At 69.7% G+C, this 20,281-nt stretch carries 19 protein-coding genes; 9 read left to right on the top strand and 10 right to left on the bottom strand.

What is annotated here, in order from left to right:
* Positions 1-117 precede the first annotated feature (117 nt).
* Together GGQ63_RS02860 and GGQ63_RS02855 are read left to right on the top strand one after the other, a co-directional pair.
* A complete protein-coding gene (locus GGQ63_RS02860; RefSeq protein WP_183852266.1) occupies positions 118-1,185 on the top strand; it encodes a hypothetical protein in 1,068 nt (355 codons plus the stop codon).
* A gap of 50 nt (positions 1,186-1,235) precedes the next feature.
* Positions 1,236-1,643, top strand: a complete 408-nt coding sequence (locus GGQ63_RS02855) for a DUF2177 family protein (RefSeq protein WP_183852264.1) — start codon at positions 1,236-1,238, stop codon at positions 1,641-1,643.
* 69 nt (positions 1,644-1,712) lie between these two features.
* Here GGQ63_RS02855 and GGQ63_RS02850 read toward each other — a convergent pair whose 3' ends face one another.
* Genes GGQ63_RS02850 through GGQ63_RS02830 form a run of 5 tightly spaced genes read right to left on the bottom strand, consistent with a single transcriptional unit; the run spans position 1,713 to position 5,760 of the window.
* Positions 1,713-2,741 carry an SAM-dependent methyltransferase gene (locus GGQ63_RS02850; RefSeq protein WP_183852262.1) on the bottom strand — a complete coding sequence of 343 codons (1,029 nt, stop codon included), beginning with the start codon at positions 2,739-2,741 and terminating at the stop codon, positions 1,713-1,715.
* Positions 2,738-3,568 (bottom strand): DUF1295 domain-containing protein, encoded by an 831-nt coding sequence (locus GGQ63_RS02845; protein WP_183852260.1) that lies wholly within the window; start codon positions 3,566-3,568, stop codon positions 2,738-2,740. The genes GGQ63_RS02850 and GGQ63_RS02845 overlap by 4 nt, the downstream gene beginning before the upstream one ends.
* The gene (locus GGQ63_RS02840) at positions 3,565-4,446 is read right to left on the bottom strand and encodes an alpha/beta hydrolase (protein ID WP_183852258.1); all 882 of its coding nucleotides are present in this window, start codon (positions 4,444-4,446) and stop codon (positions 3,565-3,567) included. Before GGQ63_RS02840 ends, GGQ63_RS02845 begins: the two co-directional genes overlap by 4 nt.
* 7 nt (positions 4,447-4,453) lie before the next feature.
* Positions 4,454-5,113, bottom strand: a complete 660-nt coding sequence (locus tag GGQ63_RS02835) for a ChrR family anti-sigma-E factor (protein WP_183852256.1) — start codon at positions 5,111-5,113, stop codon at positions 4,454-4,456.
* Complete coding sequence (locus GGQ63_RS02830; protein WP_246429567.1) at positions 5,110-5,760, bottom strand: sigma-70 family RNA polymerase sigma factor; 651 nt, start codon at positions 5,758-5,760, stop codon at positions 5,110-5,112. The genes GGQ63_RS02835 and GGQ63_RS02830 overlap by 4 nt, the downstream gene beginning before the upstream one ends.
* Positions 5,761-5,918: 158 nt before the next feature.
* Here GGQ63_RS02830 and GGQ63_RS02825 point away from each other — a divergent pair, with 158 nt between their 5' ends.
* The 3 genes from GGQ63_RS02825 to GGQ63_RS02815 are packed head-to-tail and all read left to right on the top strand — an operon-like array spanning position 5,919 to position 9,255.
* Positions 5,919-7,259 (top strand): NAD(P)/FAD-dependent oxidoreductase, encoded by a 1,341-nt coding sequence (locus GGQ63_RS02825; RefSeq protein WP_183852255.1) that lies wholly within the window; start codon positions 5,919-5,921, stop codon positions 7,257-7,259.
* Positions 7,256-8,056, top strand: coding sequence for a DUF1365 domain-containing protein (locus tag GGQ63_RS02820; RefSeq protein ID WP_183852253.1), 801 nt, complete (start codon positions 7,256-7,258; stop codon positions 8,054-8,056). Before GGQ63_RS02825 ends, GGQ63_RS02820 begins: the two co-directional genes overlap by 4 nt.
* A 2-nt stretch (positions 8,057-8,058) precedes the next feature.
* On the top strand, positions 8,059-9,255 hold the full coding sequence (locus GGQ63_RS02815; protein WP_183852635.1) for an SAM-dependent methyltransferase: 1,197 nt from the start codon (positions 8,059-8,061) through the stop codon (positions 9,253-9,255).
* Positions 9,256-9,276: 21 nt separating this feature from the next.
* Here the strand turns inward: GGQ63_RS02815 and GGQ63_RS02810 are convergent, their stop codons facing one another.
* The gene (locus GGQ63_RS02810; RefSeq protein ID WP_183852251.1) at positions 9,277-9,660 is read right to left on the bottom strand and encodes a DUF2147 domain-containing protein; all 384 of its coding nucleotides are present in this window, start codon (positions 9,658-9,660) and stop codon (positions 9,277-9,279) included.
* Between the two features lie 81 nt (positions 9,661-9,741).
* Positions 9,742-12,057, bottom strand: coding sequence for a heavy metal translocating P-type ATPase (locus GGQ63_RS02805; protein ID WP_183852248.1), 2,316 nt, complete (start codon positions 12,055-12,057; stop codon positions 9,742-9,744).
* A 220-nt stretch (positions 12,058-12,277) separates the two neighbouring features.
* Here GGQ63_RS02805 and GGQ63_RS02800 point away from each other — a divergent pair, with 220 nt between their 5' ends.
* Both GGQ63_RS02800 and GGQ63_RS02795 read left to right on the top strand, forming a co-directional pair.
* Entirely contained in the window at positions 12,278-13,354 is a 1,077-nt protein-coding gene (locus GGQ63_RS02800; RefSeq protein ID WP_183852246.1) for an NAD(P)-dependent alcohol dehydrogenase, read from the top strand.
* A gap of 149 nt (positions 13,355-13,503) precedes the next feature.
* On the top strand, positions 13,504-14,160 hold the full coding sequence (locus GGQ63_RS02795) for a sulfotransferase family 2 domain-containing protein (protein WP_183852244.1): 657 nt from the start codon (positions 13,504-13,506) through the stop codon (positions 14,158-14,160).
* A gap of 15 nt (positions 14,161-14,175) precedes the next feature.
* On the opposite strand, the gene GGQ63_RS02790 is transcribed toward GGQ63_RS02795, so the two are convergent.
* Together GGQ63_RS02790 and GGQ63_RS02785 are read right to left on the bottom strand one after the other, a co-directional pair.
* Positions 14,176-14,469 carry a hypothetical protein gene (locus GGQ63_RS02790; protein ID WP_183852243.1) on the bottom strand — a complete coding sequence of 98 codons (294 nt, stop codon included), beginning with the start codon at positions 14,467-14,469 and terminating at the stop codon, positions 14,176-14,178.
* Positions 14,470-14,490: 21 nt separating this feature from the next.
* A complete protein-coding gene (locus GGQ63_RS02785; RefSeq protein WP_183852241.1) occupies positions 14,491-16,287 on the bottom strand; it encodes an IlvD/Edd family dehydratase in 1,797 nt (598 codons plus the stop codon).
* 257 nt (positions 16,288-16,544) lie between these two features.
* Here GGQ63_RS02785 and GGQ63_RS02780 point away from each other — a divergent pair, with 257 nt between their 5' ends.
* Positions 16,545-17,306 (top strand): FadR/GntR family transcriptional regulator, encoded by a 762-nt coding sequence (locus GGQ63_RS02780; protein WP_183852239.1) that lies wholly within the window; start codon positions 16,545-16,547, stop codon positions 17,304-17,306.
* A gap of 166 nt (positions 17,307-17,472) precedes the next feature.
* Positions 17,473-18,909, top strand: a complete 1,437-nt coding sequence (locus GGQ63_RS02775) for an aldehyde dehydrogenase family protein (RefSeq protein WP_183852237.1) — start codon at positions 17,473-17,475, stop codon at positions 18,907-18,909.
* 123 nt (positions 18,910-19,032) lie between these two features.
* Here the strand turns inward: GGQ63_RS02775 and GGQ63_RS02770 are convergent, their stop codons facing one another.
* On the bottom strand, positions 19,033-20,172 hold the full coding sequence (locus GGQ63_RS02770) for a porin (RefSeq protein WP_183852235.1): 1,140 nt from the start codon (positions 20,170-20,172) through the stop codon (positions 19,033-19,035).
* Positions 20,173-20,281 lie beyond the last annotated feature (109 nt).

The following is a 20,281-nucleotide window of genomic DNA, read 5'->3' as shown; positions in this document are numbered from 1 at the left end:
GCCCGCTTCGGCTCTGCCGGGCGGGGCCCGGCGAGGTCCGATCACGCGCGTTGCGCCGAGTTCACGGACAGGATAGTGCTGGGCCGGGGACTGTCTTCCTGAATCGACGGAAGAGCGATGGCCGGGCGGGGCGAAACGATCAAGTTTCGGTACATTCTCGTCTTTCCGTTCATGGCTGCGGCGCTGGTCCTCCTGCTTCAGGCGCCACGCCTCTGGGTCATGACGGACTATCGGCCGGGGACCTTCCAGTGGGATCGCGCGCAGACCTTCCTGCTGCAGGTGTCCGAGCCGTTCCGCAGCGATATCGAAGCGGCGATGCGGTGGCGGCTGCTGCCGCCGCTGGTCGGACATTACCTTCAACTCCCCGGCTATTGGCCGTTCGTCATTCCATGGATCGGCCTCTTCTGTCTGCTCGCCTATGTCGGCCGGCTCCTGTGGGAGCGACACGCCTCGGCCGCTTACGTCTTCGGCGGCGTCCTGCTGGTCGCGACGACGTCCGCCGCGATCGTGCCGCTGCATTGGTACGGCATCAACGACGCCTGGGTCTGGCTCGCGCTTCTGGTGGTCGCCTTCGACCGCTCCCGGGCGGCGGTCCTCGCGGCGGTCCTTCTCGCACCCTGGGTCGACGAGCGATTTATCATCGGCCTGCCGCTCGCCTGGCTGGTGCGCGGCAGCCGGACGGAGAACCGCCTGCTCGGCCGTGATCTCTGGCTGCTCGCACCACTGCTCGTCTATGCCGCGATCAGAGGGGGCCTGACCTTTTTCGGAGCGGGCACCACGGTCGAGCGGGCCTTTATGGCGGATAGCCTGCGGATGGCGGCGGGGTGGGTCGGCCTGACGCCGCTCGGCTGGTGGTTCGGGCTGCGGGCCGCCTGGTTCCCGCTCGGCGCTGCCGTCGCGGATCAGAGGCCCACGTCGCGGGTGCTGTTCGTCTGCGTGATGCTCGCGACCTATGGGCTGACCACAATCACGGCGGCCGACATCTCCCGATCGAGCGCGATCGTCCTTCCGGTGGTCGTGCTGGGCATGCTCGGCTTCCCCGCCCGGTTCGGCCCGAAGGCCGGCCGTGTGCTCCTCTGGACCGGTATCGCCGGGATCCTGCTGCCCATGGCGCACATCGTCGGCCGCAAGATCGATCCGGTGGAGAACATCGCCATCGAGATCATGCGCCTCTTCACGCCCTGATCCGGACCGGGCTGGTGCTCGTAAGGGATTGCGAGCCGAAGGAGCGCCCGATGTCCCGATTTGTCGCCGTCGCCTATCCCGCGACCCTCGTCGCCTTTCTCGCCGTCGATGCGGTGTGGCTCGTCGGCATGAGCGGGGTGCTCTATCGGCCGGTGCTCGGGCCGATCCTGCGGGCCGAACCCGATCTCGTGGCGGCGGGCCTCTTCTACCTGATCTATGTCGCCGGCATCGTGTTCTTCGCCGTTCATCCGTCGCGCCGGCGCGGGCTTGCGGCCGCGGCGCTGAGGGGCGGGGCGTTCGGCTTCTGCGCCTATGCGACCTACGATCTCACCAATCAGGCGACGCTCGCCGTCTGGTCGCCCGTGCTGACCGTCGCCGATCTCGCCTGGGGCACCTTCGTCACCGGCCTCGCCGCGACCGTGGGGCTCATCGTCGCAAAGCGGGTGGATCGGCGGTAGCGCCGCCACCGGGCGGACCGAGGTCGGGCGGGCGATCGGAGCCGCGGACGATCGCCGCGGCACTCCGCTTCAGGCGCTGCGCGGCCGCAGGCGGTAATGGCTGACGCCCCATTCGCGGCCCTCGGCATGGCCGAACAGCCCGGCCGTTGCGAGGAAGAACAGCCGCCAGCGGCGCGCCCACAGCGCCGCGTCGCCGCCATAGACGCTTTCGAGGATCGGATCGATCGCGGCGCGCCGCGCGTCGAAATTCTCGAGCCAGTTATCGGCGGTGCGGCGGTAATGCGTGCCGTTCCAGCGCCACTCGTCCTCGACCGCGAAGCTCTCGGAGAACTGCCGGATCAGGCGATGGCTCGGCATGATGCCACCGGTGAAGAAATGCTGGGCGATCCAGTCCTGCGGATTGCGGTGGTCGAAGCGATAGGGCTGCCGCTCGTGCGAGAAGACGTGCAGGAAGAGCCGGCCGTCGGGCGCGATCCAGGAGCGGACGAGCGCGAGAAGGGCTCGCCAGTTCGACATGTGCTCGAACATCTCGACCGAGACGACGCGGTCGAACAGGCCCGACGGTGCAAAGCCGTTCATATCCGCGGTCACGACGGTGACGTTCGACAGGCCGCGCCGTGCCGCCTCCGCCTCGATATGGAGCCGCTGGCCGCTCGAATTCGAGACCGCGGTGATCCGCGCATTCGGGAAGCGCTCGGCCATGAAGAGGGTGAGCGAGCCCCAGCCGCAGCCGAGCTCCAGAATGTGCTGCCCGTCGGCGAGGCCGGCATGGGCGACGGTCTCTTCGAGCGCCAGAAGCTCGGCCTCGGCGAGGGTCTCGCGGCCGGTCGGGTAGAGACAGCACGAGTATTTCCGGCGCGGCCCCAGCACATGGCCGAAGAAGGCCGGCGGGAGTTCGTAATGCTGGTCGTTCGCCGCGTCGGTGTGCTCGGCGATCGGATGCTCGACCATCGACCGGGCGAAATCCGGATCGCGATCCCTTTCGCCCGCGAGGCGGCGGCGGGTGCGGCCGACGAGGAGGGAGATTCCCGCCCGGGTCAGCGGATCGGGCAGGGGCGTGCGCTCGACGGTGCGGATGGCGCTGGCGACGACGCTCATGGCGACGGGTTCCTCTCGACGGTCTGTGTCTCGGGGCGCGGCGGGCCGGGCCAGAAGGCGTTGACGCGGCGCTGATAGGCGCGGAAGGCGGCGCCGCGCGAGCGCAGCATGTGTTCCTCGAGCGGCGGAATGCCCGAGACGCGGACGAGCAGCCAGTACATCAGCGCCGGTGCCGCGAGGGCGACGAAGCCGAAGGGATGGCCGCCGCTCGCGTCGAAGGCGAAGAACGGGAGGGCCATCCAGACCAGCCATTCGAAGAAGTAGTTGGGGTGGCGCGACAGGCCCCAGAGGCCGACATCGCAGACCCGGCCCTTGTTGCGCGGATCGGCACGGAAAGCGGCGAGCTGGCGGTCCGCGATCGCCTCGCCGGCGACGGCGACGGCGACGATCGCCACCGCGATCCAGTCGGCGAGCCCGAAATCCGGCGCCGGATTGCGGGCGGCGGCGATGACCGAGACGGCGAGCACGAGCGAGGCGGCGGCCTGGATCTGCAGGAACAGGAAGAGCCGGCTGCGATAGCGCGCGCCCCATTGCTTCTTCAGTTCGGCATAGCGCGGATCGTCGCCATGCGCGGCACGGCCGGCGATGTGGAGCCCGAGCCGCAGACCCCAGAGGAGGAGGAGCGCCGCCATCACGCCCTGGCGCAGGCTCGGCGCGGCGCCGACCGAGGGCACGATCGCCGCGATCGCGCAGGCGGCGCCGGTCCCGATCGACCAGACGGCGTCGGCGAAGCCCGACTTGCCGCTCCGCACCACGGCGGACCAGGCGAACGCCATCACGGCCGCGAGGCCGAGGGCGAGGAGGAGGACGAGAAGCCCGACGCTCATCGGCGGACGCGCTCCCACGCGGCCGGGGCGTCGCGGCGGATGAAGGCGGCCACGTCGGCGAGGACGGGCGCGAGCGGCCGAAGGGGGAAGGAGAAGGCGCCGATCATGGTCTGGTGGCTCACCCGGTCATAGATGCGGGTTTCTACGTCGCCGCCGGCCGAACGGATCCGTTCGCCGAGGCGCTCCGTGTTGCCGGGATCGACCACCGTGTCACGCCGGCCGGTGGCGAGGAAAGCGGGCGGCGCGCCCGGTCCGACGAACTCGATCGGCTGGGTGCGGGCGAGCGTCTCGCCCGGGCCGAAGATCGCCTTCAGCGTCGCGCTGTGGAGCGGCAGGAAGTCATAGGGGCCGGACAGGCCGACGAGGCCGGCGACGTCGTGCTGCGGCGTGAGGCCGACGCCGTCCAGCCATTGCGGATCGAGCGCCAGCATGGCGGCGATGTGGGCGCCGGCCGAATGGCCGATCAGGAAGACCGGCGCGCCGGGCGACACGCTGCGGCGCGCCGAGGCCACCGCGCGCGCGGCGTCCTCGAGGAAGGTCGGAAAGCGGACGTCCGGGTAGACCCGGTAATCCGGGATCACCGTGACGATGCCGCGATTGGCGAGCGCGGCGCCGACGAAACGGTACATCGCCTTTTCGCCGCTCTCCCAGCTGCCGCCATAGAAGAAGACCGCGACGGGCGCATCGGCCGGAGCGCGTCGAGGGCTGTAGACGTCGAGACGCTGGCGCGGCAGGGGGCCGTAGGCGATGTCGCGCTCGAGCGAATAGCCGCCGCCGAGCCGGGCGATCAGGTTGAGCGCGCCGACCGGGGCGAGGGCGGCCGATGCCCCCGCAGCCGTCGCGAGGCCGAGCAGGCCGAGCGCGAGCGCGCGTACCATCGGGTGGTCAGAAGCCGAGCAGCGGCTGGACCATCCGGGCGACGAAGCCCTGCAGCTTCATGCGGCCCTCGACCGCGGCGAGGCAGATGCACTCGCTCTCGCGGTCGACGATCGGCTGGTGTTCGGTCTCGGAATCCTCCTCGGCGAGGTCGCCGGCGCGGTAACGCCCGTTCGAATCGGAGAAGGAGCCGGACAGGATCTGCGTGAACTCCCGGCCGGTATGGCCGTGCTCCGGCATCTTGCGGCCCGCGGAGATCCGCATCAGCAGAATGTTGGCGTCGGGCTCGCCGGGCAGCCGGACGCGGCTGAGACGGAAGCCCGGCCCCATCCATCGCCACGGACCGATCTCGCAGCCGGCGAGCGCGGCCGGCAATTCGACATCGCCGAGGCGCGGTGCGAGCTGCTGTGGCGCGGACACGCGGCGCGCCGGGCGCTGCGCGTCCGCATCGAGCCGGGCGAGGGCGACCTCGAGCGCGTCCTCCGCCATCTCGGCGGGCGGCATGTCCTCGATCAGCGCCCCGCCGACCGCCTCGAAGGTTCGCAGAAGGCCTCGGCAATGCGGGCAGCCGGCGAGGTGTACGGAGAGGACGAGCGCCGGTCCGGCTTCCAGGCGGCCGGCGGCATAACGGGCGATCGATTCCTCGCTCGGATGGTGGTTGATGGTCATCGAAGGTCGTCCACAAGCGCCCGGAGGCGGAGCATGGCGAGGCGAATGCGGGATTTCACCGTGCCGATCGGAATGCCGAGTTCGCTCGCGATCTCGGAATGGGGTTTTTCTCCGAAATAGGAGAGCTTCACGACGGTCGCCTGTTCGTCCGAGAGCTGGGTCAGCGCCCGCCGGACGATCGCCTCGCGCTCGGCGGTGATCAGCACGGCCTCGCCCGTCGGCGGCGCGTCGGCCTCCTCGCTCGGGTCCTCCTCCTGCACATCGCGCCGCCGCTGCTGGCGCAGGTGGTCGATCCTCAAGTTCCGGGCGATCGTAAAGATCCATGTCGCGACGCCGGCCCGGCCGGGATCGAAATAGGAGGCCTTCCGCCAGACGCTCAGAAGCGTCTCCTGTGCAAGCTCCTCGGCAGTCAGGGCCGGTAGACCGGAGCGCATCAGGAAGGTCTTCACGCGGGGGGCGAAGTGGCGAAAGAGGATGGCATAGGCCTGCCGGTCGGCCGATGCGGCGATCGCCGCGACGAGCCGCACCTGCGCCTCCGGCGACAGCGTCATCTCGTCGGGCGGCGCGGTGCTCATGCGCACGACGCGACGCGGCGGCCGCGGGGCGACCGGCTTGACGGAGACGGCACTCGGCTCAAGGGCGTTCATGCTCCCTGTTACGCGCCCCGGCACACCGCGGATCAGCGGGCGGCCCGGCTTTTTCTTGCCGGCATCGCGCCGCCGCGACAACCGGTGATCCGGGTTCGCCGGATGGCCGTAGAGGGTAGGCAATCGACGACCGACTTTCCACACCTGCGGAGCGCCTGATGCGCAATCCCCCGACCGGCGCGGCGGCCGGTCTCGACATAGCGATCATCGGCAGCGGCATATCCGGCCTTTCCGCCGCCTGGCTGCTGTCGCAGCGCCACCGGGTCACGGTGTTCGAGGCGGACAAGCGGACCGGCGGCCACAGCAACACCGTGATGGCGGGCACTCAGCCGGTCGACACGGGCTTCATCGTCTATAACGAGGCGACCTATCCGAACCTGACGGCGCTGTTCCGGCATCTCGGCGTGCCGACCAGGCGGTCGAACATGTCGTTCGCGGTCTCGCTCGACGACGGGCGGCTCGAATATGCCGGCTCACCCTCGGGCCTCCTCGCGCAACCGGGCAATCTCGTGAGCCGCCGGTTCTGGACCATGCTGCGCGATCTGCTGCGCTTCTATCGCGAGGCGCCGCGCGACAGCGGCATCGCCCACATGACGCTCGACGCCTATCTCGACGCCCGCGGCTATGGCCGGGCGGTTCGGGAGGACCATCTCTATCCGATGGCGGCGGCGATCTGGTCGACCCCGGCGCTCGAGATCGGCGACTATCCGGCCGCCGCCTTCATCCGCTTCTGCGACAATCACGGGCTGCTGCAACTCGTCGGCCGGCCGCAATGGCGGACCGTCGACGGCGGCAGCCGGGTCTATGTCGAGCGGCTGACGCGCGGCTTCGCCGACCGGATCGAGACCGGCAATCCGGTCAAGGCGCTCCGGCGCATCGCCGGCGGGGTCGAGGTCACGGACGGTTCGGGCGCGGTCCGCCGCTTCGACCATGCGGTGATCGGCACCCATGCGGACCAGGCGCTGGCGCTCCTCGCCGATCCGACCGAGGAGGAGGGCCGCGTGCTCTCCGCCTTCCGCTACAGCACCAATGAGGCGGTGCTGCACAGCGATGCCGCGCTGATGCCGAAGCGGCGGGCGGCATGGTCGAGCTGGAACTATCTGTCCGCGAGCGGGGCGGAGCGGCGGCTGTCGGTGACCTACTGGATGAACCGTCTGCAGGAGCTGCGCTCCGACGTGCCGCTCTTCGTGACGCTCAACCCGCTCCGGCCACCGCGCGAGGACAGCGTGATCCGCCGCGAGACCTACCAGCACCCGCTGTTCGATCAGGCGGCGATCGCCGCGCAGGAACGGCTGTGGTCGCTGCAGGGCGTCGGCAACACCTGGTTCTGCGGCGCGCATTTCGGATCGGGCTTCCATGAAGACGGGCTGCAATCCGGCCTCGCGGTCGCCGAGGATCTCGGCGGCGTGCGGCGGCCGTGGCAGGTGGCGGGTGAATCCGACCGCATCCGCATCACCCGGCCGGCGCTCCACCCCGCACCGCTCGGGCTCGCCGGATGAGCGAGGTCTCCGCCCTCTATGCCGGCCGGGTCTGGCACCAGCGGATCAGCCCGCGCCGGCACCGGCTCGACTACCGCATGTTCTGGATGCTCATCGATCTCGACGAGCTCGATGCGCTCGACCGGCGGCTGCTCTTCTTCTCGCGCGGACGGTTCAACCTGTTCAGCTTCCACGATGCGGACCATGGCGACGGCAGCGGCGCGCCGCTCCGGACGCAGATCGAGGGCCATCTCGTCGAGGCGGGCATCGCCGACCCGATCGGGGCGATCCGCATCGTCGCCATGCCGCGGCTTCTCGGCTACGCCTTCAACCCGCTCACCCTCTATTTCTGCTATACAACCGCAGGACGGCTCCGGGCCATCGTCTACGAGGTCAACAACACCTTCGGGGAGCGGCACGCCTATCTCATCGCCGTCGACCGGCCGGAGGAGGAGACGATCCGGCAGACGGTGGACAAGAGCTTCTATGTCTCGCCCTTTCTCGACATGGACATGACCTATCGATTCGCCATCCGCCCTCCGGGCAGCTCGCTTTCGGTGTCGATCGGCGCCTATAGCGCCGGGGAGCCCGTGCTCGCCGCCGCCTTCCGCGGCGAGCGGCGGGCTCTTTCGGACAGGGCGTTGCTCGCCGCCTTCTTCGCTTTCCCGGCGATGACGCTGAAGGTGATCGTCGGCATCCATTGGGAGGCGCTGAAGATCCGGCTGAAGGGGATCGGCTTCCGCCGGCGCCCGCCGGCGCCCGCGCAGTTCGTCACCGTCGGCGAACCGGTCGCTCTGCCCGTGGAGCGGCGGCGGTGAGCATGGACGATATCGGTACGGCGGATGCCGCGCGGCAGCCAGGGCACCCCGTGCTGGCTCGGCTGCTGGCGCGGATCGAGTATGGCCGGCTGATCGTGGTCACCCCCGAGGGCGACCGGCTGGTTGGCCGCGGGCGGATGGACGGCCCGGAGGCGGAGCTGCGGCTTCATTCTCACCGGCTGTTCCGCCGCATGCTGTGGAACGGCGATCTCGGCTTCGCCGAGGGCTATTTCGCCGGCGACTGGTCGACCCCCGACCTGCCGCGCCTGCTCGAATTCGCCGCCGCCAATCTCGGTGCGGTCGGCCGCACGGTCGCCCGCAACCCCTTCGCCGCGCTGGCGAGCCGGATCGGCCACTTCCGCCGCACCAACACCCGGGCGGGCAGCCGGCGCAACATCGCCTTCCACTACGATCTCGGCAACGAGTTCTACCGGCTCTGGCTCGACCGGAGCATGACCTATTCCTCGGCCCTCTACGAGCATGCGCGGGTCGAGACCCTCGAGGCGGCGCAGGATGCGAAGATCGCCCGTATCGCCACCCTGCTGGCGCTCGAGCCGGGTCAGCGCGTGCTCGAGATCGGCTGCGGCTGGGGCGCGCTCGCGGCGCGGCTCGCCGCGGCGGGTGCGCACGTCACCGCGATCACGCTGTCGACCGAGCAGAAGGCCGAGGCCGAGGCGCGGGCGGCCCGGCTCGGCCTCGCCGGCCGGATCGAGGTCCGCCTGCAGGACTATCGCGACGTGACGGAGAGCTTCGACCGCATCGTCTCGATCGAGATGATCGAGGCGGTGGGCGCGCGGTACTGGACGGACTATTTCGGCGCGTTGCGCGCCCGGCTCGCCCGCGGCGGCCGTGCCGTGGTCCAGGCGATCACCATCGACGAGGCGCGCTTCGAGGATTACCGGCGGCGGCCGGACTTCATCCAGCGCTATGTCTTCCCGGGCGGCATGCTGCCGACCAAGACGATCATGGCCGACGAGGCGGCGCGCGCCGGGCTGCGGCTGACGGGAGCCGAGTTCTTCGGGGCGAGCTATGCCCGCACGCTCGCCGAATGGCGGCGTCGCTTCCTCGAGGTGTGGCCGATGATCGAGGCGATGGGCTTCGACCAGCGCTTCAAACGGATCTGGGAATATTACCTCGCCTATTGCGAGGCCGGCTTCCGCCGCGGCACGATCGATGTCGGGCTGTATGTACTGGAGTGAGGCCCGGCGACCGCACAGGCCTCAAGGCAGGCGGGACCAGCCCACCGTCTTGCAGAGCAGTCCGCCGAGCATGCAGCCGCGCGTCTGCAGCCGGTCGCCCGAGCGCGAGATGCGGATGGAATAGCGCAGCCCGCGCTTGGGGTCCTGCGCCGTGCCGCGGAGCGTCGCGCCCGCCGGCTCGACATCCATGATCAGCACGTCGCCGACCGCCTCGCCCTTGCTGGTGTCGCGGATCCACAGATTGGTGGCGCAGAGCGCCGCGCCGCAGGGCGCGATGCGCACCCGCGCATTGCCGTCGTCGCGCGCCCAGATTCCGCGCGGATCGGGCTCGGCCGCGATCGCCGGACCCGCGACGAGCGCGACGGCGAAAGCGAGGAGGGGGCGGAGCGTCGTCGGGCCGGCCATGAACGGTCACCATGCGAAGACAGAAGGGGCTGACGTCTTCGCTTACGACCGCCGTGGCGGAGCGGATCAATGCCGCCGCGGTCAGCCGACGGCGTGTTCGTAGATGTCCTCCTCCTGCGCGATGTGGATGCGGACGAGCGCCTCGAGGGACTCGATGACGCGCTGCGCGTCGCGGACCAGATAGCGATCGGCCGTGTCGGTGGCGAGGCTCGCCGCGATCCGGCCGAGCTGGCGCGCCTCGTGCAGGATCTCGCGGTGGGCCCGGCTCATCGCGCCGAGGCCGTGACCATCGCCGAGGAAGGCGGCGAGGCGGGGATAGACGACGCGTTCGTCCTCCTCCTCGTGCGCGACGATGCGCTCGGCCACCAGCCGCTCCGCCTCGGCGATGAGCATCGCGGCGTCGGCCGGCGCGGCGTCGTCGAGCGCATCGGCGATGGTGCGCAGGCGGTCGAGGGCCGTGCCGAGCCGCTCGTGATCCTCGTGCAACGCCGAGGCGGTGGCAGCCGGCATCCGGCGGCGGCCGAAGGCATGGCCCGGCCCGACGGCGCGCAGCGCATTGAGGATGACGGCGACATCGATCGCCTCCTGGATCACCGCGCCGGCGACGGGCGTCAGCCAGCCGACCGCCGCCGCGGCCATGGCGAGACCCGAGAGGCCCATGCCGACGAGGATGCTCTGGAGCGCGATGCGGCGCGCCCGCCGGGCGATGGCGAGCGCATCCGCCACCCGGTCGAGACGATCGACGAGCACGACCACGTCCGCCGCCTCCGACGAGGCGCTGGCGCCGCGGGCGCCCATCGCGATGCCGACATCGGCGCTTGCGAGGGCCGGCGCGTCGTTGATGCCGTCGCCGACCATGACGGTCGGATGGAGCCGCTGCTCGGTCGCCACCGCCTCGACCTTCTCGGCCGGCGACCGCTCGGCGAGCACGGCGTCGAGATCGAGCGCGGCGGCGATCGTCTGCGCCGCATCGGCCCGGTCGCCGGTGACCATCGCGATCCGCGCGACGCCGGCGCTGCGCAACTTTCGGATGGCGCGCGGCGTCTCGCGGCGCAATTCGTCGCCGAGCAGCAGCGCGCCGATCGGCCGGCCGTCGACGGCGACGAAGACGGCGAGCGCCGAACGCCAGGCCGCCCGGCGGAGCGCCCGGCTCGCCCATGGCTCCAGCCGGCGCGTGCCGAGGACGAGCGGCTGCGAGCCGACGCTGACGCGCGCCCCCTCGACGGAACCGGTGAGGCCGGAGCCGTGCGCCTCCTGCGCCTCGTCGGGCAGGGTGAGCAACAGGCCGCGCGCCCGCGCCGCCTCGACCACGGTGGCGGCCAGCACATGGTGGGAGACCTGTTCGAGCGAGGCGGCGAGCCGCAGCACGCGATCGGGGCTCTCGCCGGGCGCGGTCTCGACCGCGAGCAGCCGCGCGCCGCCGACCGTCAGCGTGCCGGTCTTGTCGAACATCACGGTATGGGCGCGGGCGAGCGCCTCGAGCGCGCGGCCGCCCTTGATCAGCACGCCATGCCGGGCGGCGCGCGAAACGCCGGCGATGAAGGCGACGGGTGCGGCGAGGATCAGCGGGCAGGGGGTCGCGGCGACGAGCACGGCGAGGCCGCGCACCGGATCGCCGGAGAGGAGCCAGGCCCCTCCGGCGACGACGAGCGTCACCGGCAGGAGCACGAGGGCATAGCGGTCGGCGAGGCGGATGAAGGGCGATTTTGCGGTCTGCGCCGCGGTGACCATGCGGACGATGCCGGCATAGGTGCTGTCTCCGGCCGCGGCTGTGACGCGAAGTTCGAAGGTCGGCCCGGCATTGACGCTGCCGGAGCGGACCGGCTCGGCCTCGCCGCGGGAAACCGGGATCGGCTCCCCGGTCAGGGCGGATTCGTCGATCAGCGCAGAAGAGCCGGCGATCACGCCGTCGACCGGCACCACCTCGCCGGAATGGACGAGCAGGCGGTCGCCCGGCTGGACCGTCTCGACCGGTATGTCGGCGATACCGTCGGCCGTCCGGCGGTGTGCCGTCCGCGGCGCCCGGTCGATCAGCGCGCGCAGATCGCGCTCCGCCCGGGCGACCGCGAAATCCTCGAGCACATTGCCGCCGGCATACATCACCGCGACCACCGCGCCGGCCAGCTCCTCGCCGAGGAGCAGCGCGACGCTCATCGAAACGAGCGCGACGGCGTCGACGCCCATCCGGCCGGCGAGGAGGTCGCGGCCGATCGAGACGAGGAGGGCGGCGACGACCGGCACGGTGCCCGCCGCGAAGAGCCCGGCGGCGAGCCCCGAGCGGCCGAGCACGGTGGCACCGAGCCCGGCGGCGAGACCGGCGAGCGCGACGGCGATCAGGGCGCGGCGGGCGAGCCGGCCGACATCACGCGGCGGCGCGGCAGCGGGGACGGCGGACATGACGGGCATCCCTGGTGGACCGGCTCTTCGAGAACGCTCCGACCGGCGCCTCACCTTATGCGATCGGGCGGCGCGCGGGGTGTTGATCTGGCTCACGCGCGGGGGCCGTTCCCGCGACTGAACGGCAATTGACCCGCATCAAGGCCGCCGGCGGCGGGATGGCGACACTGGCGGCGGAGAGGAAGCGGGCCGCGGGGACCCGCTCCGAGAGGAGAGCGACATGGCACAGAAGATGAAGGCGGCGATCTTCGTCGAACCGAACCGGATCGTGCTCGATGAGAAGCCGATCCCCGATGTCGGGCCGCTCGATGCGCTGATCCGCATCACGACGACGACGATCTGCGGCACCGATGTCCACATCCTGAAGGGCGAGTATCCGGTGGCCCGCGGGCTGACCATCGGCCATGAGCCGGTCGGCGTGATCGAGAAGCTCGGCTCGGCGGTCCAGGGCTATCAGGAGGGGCAGCGGGTGATCGCCGGCGCGATCACGCCGAGCGGCCACAGTGCGGCCTGCCTCTGCGGCTGCCATTCCCAGGACGGCGCCGGCACGAAACACGGCTTCAAGCCGCTCGGCGGCTGGCGTTTCGGCAACACGATCGACGGGGCGCAGGCGGAATATCTGCTCGTGCCCGATGCGATGACCAATCTGTCACCGATCCCGGACGGGCTCGCCGACGAGCAGGTGCTGATGTGCCCCGACATCATGTCGACGGGCTTTTCGGGCGCCGAGAGCGGCAAGGTGCGGATCGGCGACACGGTCGCGGTGTTCGCGCAGGGGCCGATCGGGCTCTGCGCCACCGCCGGCGCCCGGCTGATGGGCGCGACGACGATCATCGCGGTCGAATCGGTGCCCGCCCGCATGGAGATCGCCCGCAAGATGGGCGCCGATCATGTCGTCGATTTCTCGAAAGTCGATCCGGTCGAGGCGATCCTCGAACTGACCGACGGTCGCGGCGTCGACGTGGCGATCGAGGCGCTCGGCCGGCAGCAGACCTTCGAGGCGGCGCTCAGGGTGATCCGGCCGGGCGGCACGCTGTCATCGCTCGGCGTCTATTCGACGGATCTGCGCATCCCGCTCGACGCCTTCGGCGCGGGCCTCGCCGACCAGACGATCGTCACGACGCTCTGCCCGGGCGGCAAGGAGCGGATGCGCCGCCTGATGGAGGTGATCGCGTCGCACCGGCTCGACACGCGGCCGCTCGTCACCCACCGCTTCAAGCTCGACCAGATCGAGGAGGCCTACGACCTGTTCTCGCACCAGCGCGACGGCGTGCTCAAGGTGGCGATCACGCCCTGAGGCATGCGGGCAGGAGGGTCCGCCGGCGCGGCCGGCGGACCTCTTTTCCAGCGATTTCGGCTTGGTCCGGCTTCCGGGCGCTGGCGCTACGTGCCGTCTCCCGCCTAGTATCTGCCCATCTGCCACCTTCGAGCTCGGCACAAGATCGGATGCCCTTCTTCATTCTGGCCGGCCGGCCGGTCTTTTTCGCGCACGTGCCGCGTTGCGGCGGATCGTCGGTCGAGGATTACCTCGCCGCACGGTTCGGGCCGCTCGCCATGCTCGATCGAAGCCATGGCACGGGGCACGATTCATTGTGGTGCCATTCCTCGCCCCAGCACATCAGGGTGGTGTCCCTGGTGCGGCTGTTCCCGCCGGGCTTCTTCGCGGCGAGTTTCACCGTGGTCCGCCATCCGATGCGGCGGGCGATCAGCGTCTACCGCTTCAACCGCGATGTCGCGCGCGGGATCGACCCGGCCGTCGGCTTCGAGGACTGGCTCGCCGCACTGCCCGAGGCCCGGAGCCGGGAGCGGCACTATCTCGACAACCATGCGCACCCCGCCACCGAACTGGTGCCGGAGGGGGCGACGGTGTTTCGTCTGGAAGACGGCTTCGCGCCGCTGATCGCCTGGCTCGACGCGCTCGAGGGCGCGGAGCGGGGCGGGCGGGAGATCGGCTCGACGAACAGCTACGAGGCACGCATCGAAGCCCGCGGCGTGCCGGCTGGGGCCGAGGTCACGATCACACCCCGCGCGATCGAACTCGTCGCGTCGCTCTATCGCGCCGACTTCGAGCGTTTCGGCTACGATCCGGCCCTCACGGCCTGACGCGGCCGACGGGCGTCAGAAGCGGGATTCGACCGTCCATTCCGCACCGAGCGCGACCTTGAGCGCCGCGGCGAGCAGCGCGCCCTCGGCCCGCCAGTAGGCCTCGGCCTCGGCCGAAGGCCACAGAGGATCGGCGGTGTCGTCGCTGTCGAGCGTCGCGTCGAAGGCGTCGCCCCAGGCTTCGAGCCGATCGGCGAGATCTTCGCCGATCGGCAGGTCGTCGAGATCGACGGCGCGCGGTGCGCCGCTCTCCGGGACGATGAAGAGATGCCGGCCGAGCCCTTCGGGCGCGATGCGCAGATGCGGCAAGGCCGGTCTCCTCGTCGGGGATCAGTGATTGTCGCGCGGAATGCCCTTGGTCTGCGCGACCTGCTGATACTTGACGGCGGGCTTCAGCACCATGCCCTCGTCGAACTGGTCGACGAGCATGCGCTGGATCTCCTGCCAGGGCGTCTGGTTGCCCGGGAAGTGATAGCCGCCGTCCTTCGCGAGCGCCGCCTTGCGGGCCGTGAGCTCCTCGTCGGAGATGAGGATGTCCGCGGTGCCCTTCTTCAGGTCGATGCGGACCCGGTCGCCGGTGCGCAGAAGCGCGAGACCGCCGCCCACCGCCGCCTCGGGCGAGGCGTTGAGGATGGACGGGCTGCCCGACGTGCCGGACTGGCGGCCGTCGCCGATGCAGGGCAGGGAGTGGATGCCGCGCTTGATGAGGGCGGCCGGCGGCTGCATGTTCACCACCTCGGCGCCGCCGGGATAGCCGACCGGACCGGTGCCGCGCATGAAGAGCAGGGTGTGCTCGTCGATCGCGAGCGCGGGATCGTCGATCCGGTGGTGGTAGTCCTCCGGACCGTCGAACACCACGGCCTTGCCCTCGAAGGCTTCCGGATCGTTCGGGTTCGACAGATAGCGGTTGCGGAACTCGTCCGAGATCACGCTCGTCTTCATGATCGCCGAGTCGAACAGATTGCCCTTCAGCACGATGAAGCCGGCATCGGCGACGAGCGGAGCCTCATAGGGGAAGATCACGTCACGGTCGATGCTCTCGCGGCCCTCGGCGTTCTCGGCGAGCGTCCTGCCGTTGACGGTGAGGGCCTTGCGGATCTTGCCGGCCTTGACGAGTTCCCAGACGACGGCGGGGACGCCGCCGGCGCGATGGAACTCCTCGCCGAGATATTTGCCGGCCGGCTGCATGTTGACGAGCAGCGGGATCTTGTGGCCGATCTCCTGCCAGGCCTCGACCTCGAGCGGCACGCCGGCGTGGCGGGCGATCGCCTGGATGTGGATCTGCGCGTTGGTCGAACCGCCGATCGCCGAATTGACGATGATGGCGTTCTCGATCGCCTCGCGGGTGAGAATGTCGGACGGCTTCAGGTCCTCCCACACCATGTCGACGATGCGCTTGCCGGTCTCGTAGGAGATCTGGCCGCGCTCGCGATAGGGCGCCGGAATGGCGGCGCAGCCGGGCAGGCTCATGCCGAGCGCCTCGGCGAGCGCGTTCATCGTCGAGGCCGTGCCCATGGTGTTGCAATGGCCGACCGAGGGCGCCGAGGAGGCGACGATGTCCATGAACTCGTCATAGCCGATCTCGCCGGCGGCGAGCTGCTCGCGGCTCTTCCAGACGACGGTGCCGGAGCCGGTCCGCTCGCCCTTCCACCAGCCGTTCAGCATCGGGCCGCCCGACAGCACGATGGCGGGGATGTTGACGGTCGCCGCCGCCATGATGCAGGCGGGCGTGGTCTTGTCGCAGCCGGTCGTCAGCACCACGCCGTCGAGCGGATAGCCGTAGAGCGTCTCGACGAGGCCGAGATAGGCGAGGTTGCGGTCGAGCGCGGCGGTCGGCCGCTTGCCGGTCTCCTGGATCGGATGGACCGGGAACTCGAAGGGGATGCCGCCGGCCGCCGCGATGCCCTCACGGACGCGCTTGGCGAGATCGAGGTGGTGGCGGTTGCAAGGGGAGAGATCGGAGCCCGTCTGCGCGATGCCGATGATCGGCTTGCCCGACTGAAGCTCGGCGCGCGTCAGGCCGAAATTCAGGTAGCGCTCGAGATAGAGCGCGGTCATGCCCGGATTGTGGGGATTGTCGAACCATTCCTGCGAACGGAGCCGACGGGCGGGCTTATCGGACGACATGATCTTCTCCGAGGTGAGGTCGCCCTCATCGATATGGCAAACATACGATGATTTCAATCGGTTGAAGAGGGCCGAAGCGTCGCATTCTCTGCTGCACCGCCAGATCGTTCCACCCCTCGTTTTGCGGCGCAGCAAAGCGGCGATCGGACGGCGGGTTGAAACAATGTCACCGCAAACATAATATGAAAGTGGGAGGCGCAGATCGTCCGGCCGAGGCGGGGTCCGAAGCGCCCGCAACGAGCGCGCAGGTGGACGTGATGAACCGGAGCCCACGCATCGCGGACCGCCAGGGGAGCCTCTCCGACCGGGTCGCGGCGGAGATCGGCCGGCGGATCGTCTCCGGTCTCTATCCGCCCGGCGAGACGCTGCCAACCGAGCCCCGCGTGCAGGAGGAGTTCGGCGTTTCGCGCACCGCGGTGCGCGAGGCGATCCGGCTCCTTTCGGCCAAGGGCCTGACGGTTTCGCGGCCGAAGATCGGCACGCGGGTGCGGCCGCGCAGCGAATGGAACATGCTCGATCCGGACGTGCTGAAGTGGCAGATCGACCAGAAGCCGAGCGACGAGTTCATCTATGCGCTGTTCGAGATGCGCGAGATCATCGAGCCGGCGGCGGCGGCGCGGGCGGCCGAACGGCGCACCGAGGAAGAGCTCGAGCGGCTGACCGCGGCGGTCGACGACATCACGCGCCGGCCGCGGGCGAGCGCCGAACAGATCAAGGCCGATCTCGAATTTCACATGACGATTCTGGAAGCGTCGCACAATCCGATGCTGCGCTCGGTCGGCGCGATGATCGAATCGGCGCTCCTGTTCAGCTTCTCGATCGGCTGGCGGGTGGCGATGGACGACGGCTCGATCCTGCAGCACCGCGCCGTCTACGAGGCGATCCGCGACCGCAACAGCGAGGAAGCCTATCTGATGATGCGGCGGTTGCTGCGCAACGCCAAGGGCGACGTCTTCGACGCGCTCTGGCAGAGCCGGATCGGCGCCGAGGCCGAGCCCGAGGAGGCGCGTCCCGGATGAGCGGTCCTCGCGTCGAAACGGTTGGCCTCGGCCGGCAACGGGGCTAAGAGGTCGTCGACACAATCGCATGCCGGCCGCACCGCCGGCCTCAACCGGCCGCCTTCACCGCGAAGGGCGTGCGGCCGCCCCTCAGCCCAATCCCAACGAACGCATCCGAGGAGGTCCCATGACCGAGCTGCACAAGAACTATATCGGCGGCGAATGGGTCGGCGGCGAAGCCGTTCCCAACATCAACCCGTCGAACACCAACGAGGTCATCGGCGAGTTCGCCCGCGCGACTCGGGACGACGCGATCCGGGCGATCGACGCCGCCGCCGAGGCGTTCAAGAGCTGGCAGCATTCCGGCATCCAGCAGCGCCACGACATCCTGAAGGGGACCGGCGACGAGATCCTGCGCCGCAAGGAGGAGATCGGCCGGCTGCTCTCCCGCGAGGAGGGCAAGACGCTCGCCGAGGGCATCGGCGAGACGGTCCGCGCGGCACAGATCTTCCTGTTCTTCGCCGGCGAGGCGCTGCGCCTGTCGGGCGAGGTGGTGCCGAGCGTGCGCCCGGGCATCGACGTGCAGATCACCCGCGAGCCGGTCGGCGTCGTCGGGCTGATCACGCCGTGGAACTTCCCGATCGCCATCCCGGCCTGGAAGATCGCGCCCGCGATCTGCTACGGCAACACGGTGGTGATCAAGCCGGCCGACCTCGTGCCCGCCTGCACCTGGACGATCGTCGACATCCTGGTGAGGAACGGCCTGCCGGCGGGCGTCATCAACCTCGTGATGGGCAAGGGCTCGGTCGTCGGCCAGGCGATCCTCGAATCGCCGAAGGTGAACGCGCTCTCCTTCACCGGCTCGGTCGGCACCGGCAAGAAGGTCGCCGAGGCTTCGATCGCGGTGATGCGGAAGTTCCAGCTCGAGATGGGCGGCAAGAACCCGACCGTCGTGCTCGACGATGCCGACCTCAAGGTGGCGGTCGAATCGACGGCCAACAGCGCCTTCTTCTCGACCGGCCAGCGCTGCACCGCCTCGTCGCGGCTGATCGTCACCGAGGGCATCCACGACAGGTTTGTCGAGGCGCTGACCGCCCGGATCAAGGAGCTGGTCGTCGACGATGCCGTGAAGGCGGGCACCCATATCGGCCCGGTGGTCGACCAGAGCCAGCTCGATCAGGACGAGCGCTACATCAAGATCGCCCGGGAAGAAGGCGGCAAGCTCGCCTTCGGCGGCGAGCGGCTCAACCGGGAGAATCCCGGCTTCTATCTGCAGCCGGCGCTCTTCACCGAGACGACGCGCGACATGACGATCAACAAGGAAGAGGTCTTCGGCCCGGTCGCCTCGGTCATCCGCGCGAAGAACTATGAGGAGGCGCTCGAGATCGCCAACGACACGCCGTTCGGCCTGTCCGCCGGCATCGTCACGACGAGCCTGAAATATGCCTCGCACTTCCGGCGCAATTCGCAGGCCGGCATGGTGATGGTCAATCTGCCGACCGCCGGCGTCGACTATCACGTGCCGTTCGGCGGCCGGAAGGGCTCGTCCTACGGCCCGCGCGAGCAGGGACGCTATGCGGCGGAGTTCTTCACCACGGTGAAGACGGCCTATACCCAGCCGTAAGGACGGACGGGGAGGGGGCGGACGCGGTCCGCTCCTTCTCGACCGGCGACGGCTGAAGTCTGGTCAACAAAAAAGCCCGGCGGAGCGATCCGCCGGGCTCTTTCAATTCAGGAGAGGCGAAGCTTACGGGAAGCTGCGCTGCAGGCGGGCGAAGCCGAAGAAGGAGTCGACATCGCCGCGACCGTCGTTCTCGTAGTAGCCGACTTCGCCGAGGATGGTGAAGTTGGCGACCGGCGTGAAGGCGGTATCGAAGGCGACCTTCCAGGCGTCGATGTCGGCGGTGGTGTCACCGTTGAACGAGACGTAGGAACCGGTGATCGAGGAGTTCCACTGGCCGTTCCAGACGTGCTTGTAGGACGCCAGGATGTTCCACGCTTCGCCGTCTTCGTTGCCGCCGACCTTGGAGTTCGCGCCGGTCGCGGTGGTGCCGCTGATGTTGGTGGCGCCGACGAAGGACGGAGCGTTCTGGGCGTAGCCGGCGAGGAGCTTGAACTTGTCGCCCTTCGAGAAGCTGTCGAGCGCGAGCTCGACGCCGCCCTGGACCGCCCAAGAGTCGTCGTTCGAGTTGGAAGCGTCGACATAGGCGCCCGAGAGCTTGGCGCTGACGATGCCCGCCGAATAGGTGAGCGCCGCGACCAGATCCGGGAACTCTTCTTCGTCACCGGACAGCGAGCCGCCGGTGCCGAACTCTTCGGTGCGGTCCTGCGGGTCTTCGACCGACAGCACGATGCCGAAGCCGTTCAGCGCATAGGTGAAGGCGATGTGGTCGGTGGTCTCGTCCGAGCGATAGCCGCCGTCGTCGGTGTAGCCGCCGCCGAAGTCGAAGGACGAGGTGTACTTGCCGGCCTGGACCGGGCCGAGCTGCAGCCAGGCGCTGTCGAGCTTCGAAACGCCGTCCTGGCTGCCATACGACTCCATGCGGTAGTCGATGAACGAGGTCAGCGGGCCGTATTCGGTCATCGACGAGGCGGTGACCGTCAGCGAGGTGCGGGTGCGGAACTGGTAGTCGTTGAACTCGTCTTCAGCCGGCGAGGTGTTGTCGACCAGCTTGTCGAGGTTCTTCTCGAAGCCGACCTGGGCGCGAACCCAGCCGCCGATCTTGATGCAGGTGTCGGTGCCGGGCGCATACCAGTAGCCCTTGCCGAAAGCGTCGCAAACCTTGACGTAGTCGACCGGCTCGGCGACCGTCAGGTCCGCCGCCTGAGCCGCACCGGCGACCATCATCACGGCCGCGGAGCCCAGAAGCAGAGACTTGAGGCTCATCGTATTCTCCAAAATGGTTTGGGCAACCGTCCGGTCCGCCGCGCCCTTGCCGGTGCGCGGGACCGTCTCGTCCGCCCCATTCGTTCGCCGCGCCCCCGCCCCCTCTTGG

This window comes from Prosthecomicrobium pneumaticum (assembly GCF_014199915.1).
In the GTDB taxonomy this organism is placed as follows: Bacteria; Pseudomonadota; Alphaproteobacteria; order Rhizobiales; family Kaistiaceae; genus Prosthecomicrobium; species Prosthecomicrobium pneumaticum.
The sequence above is the reverse complement of the archived record's forward strand: the minus strand, read 5'-3'. Positions and strand labels throughout refer to the sequence as shown.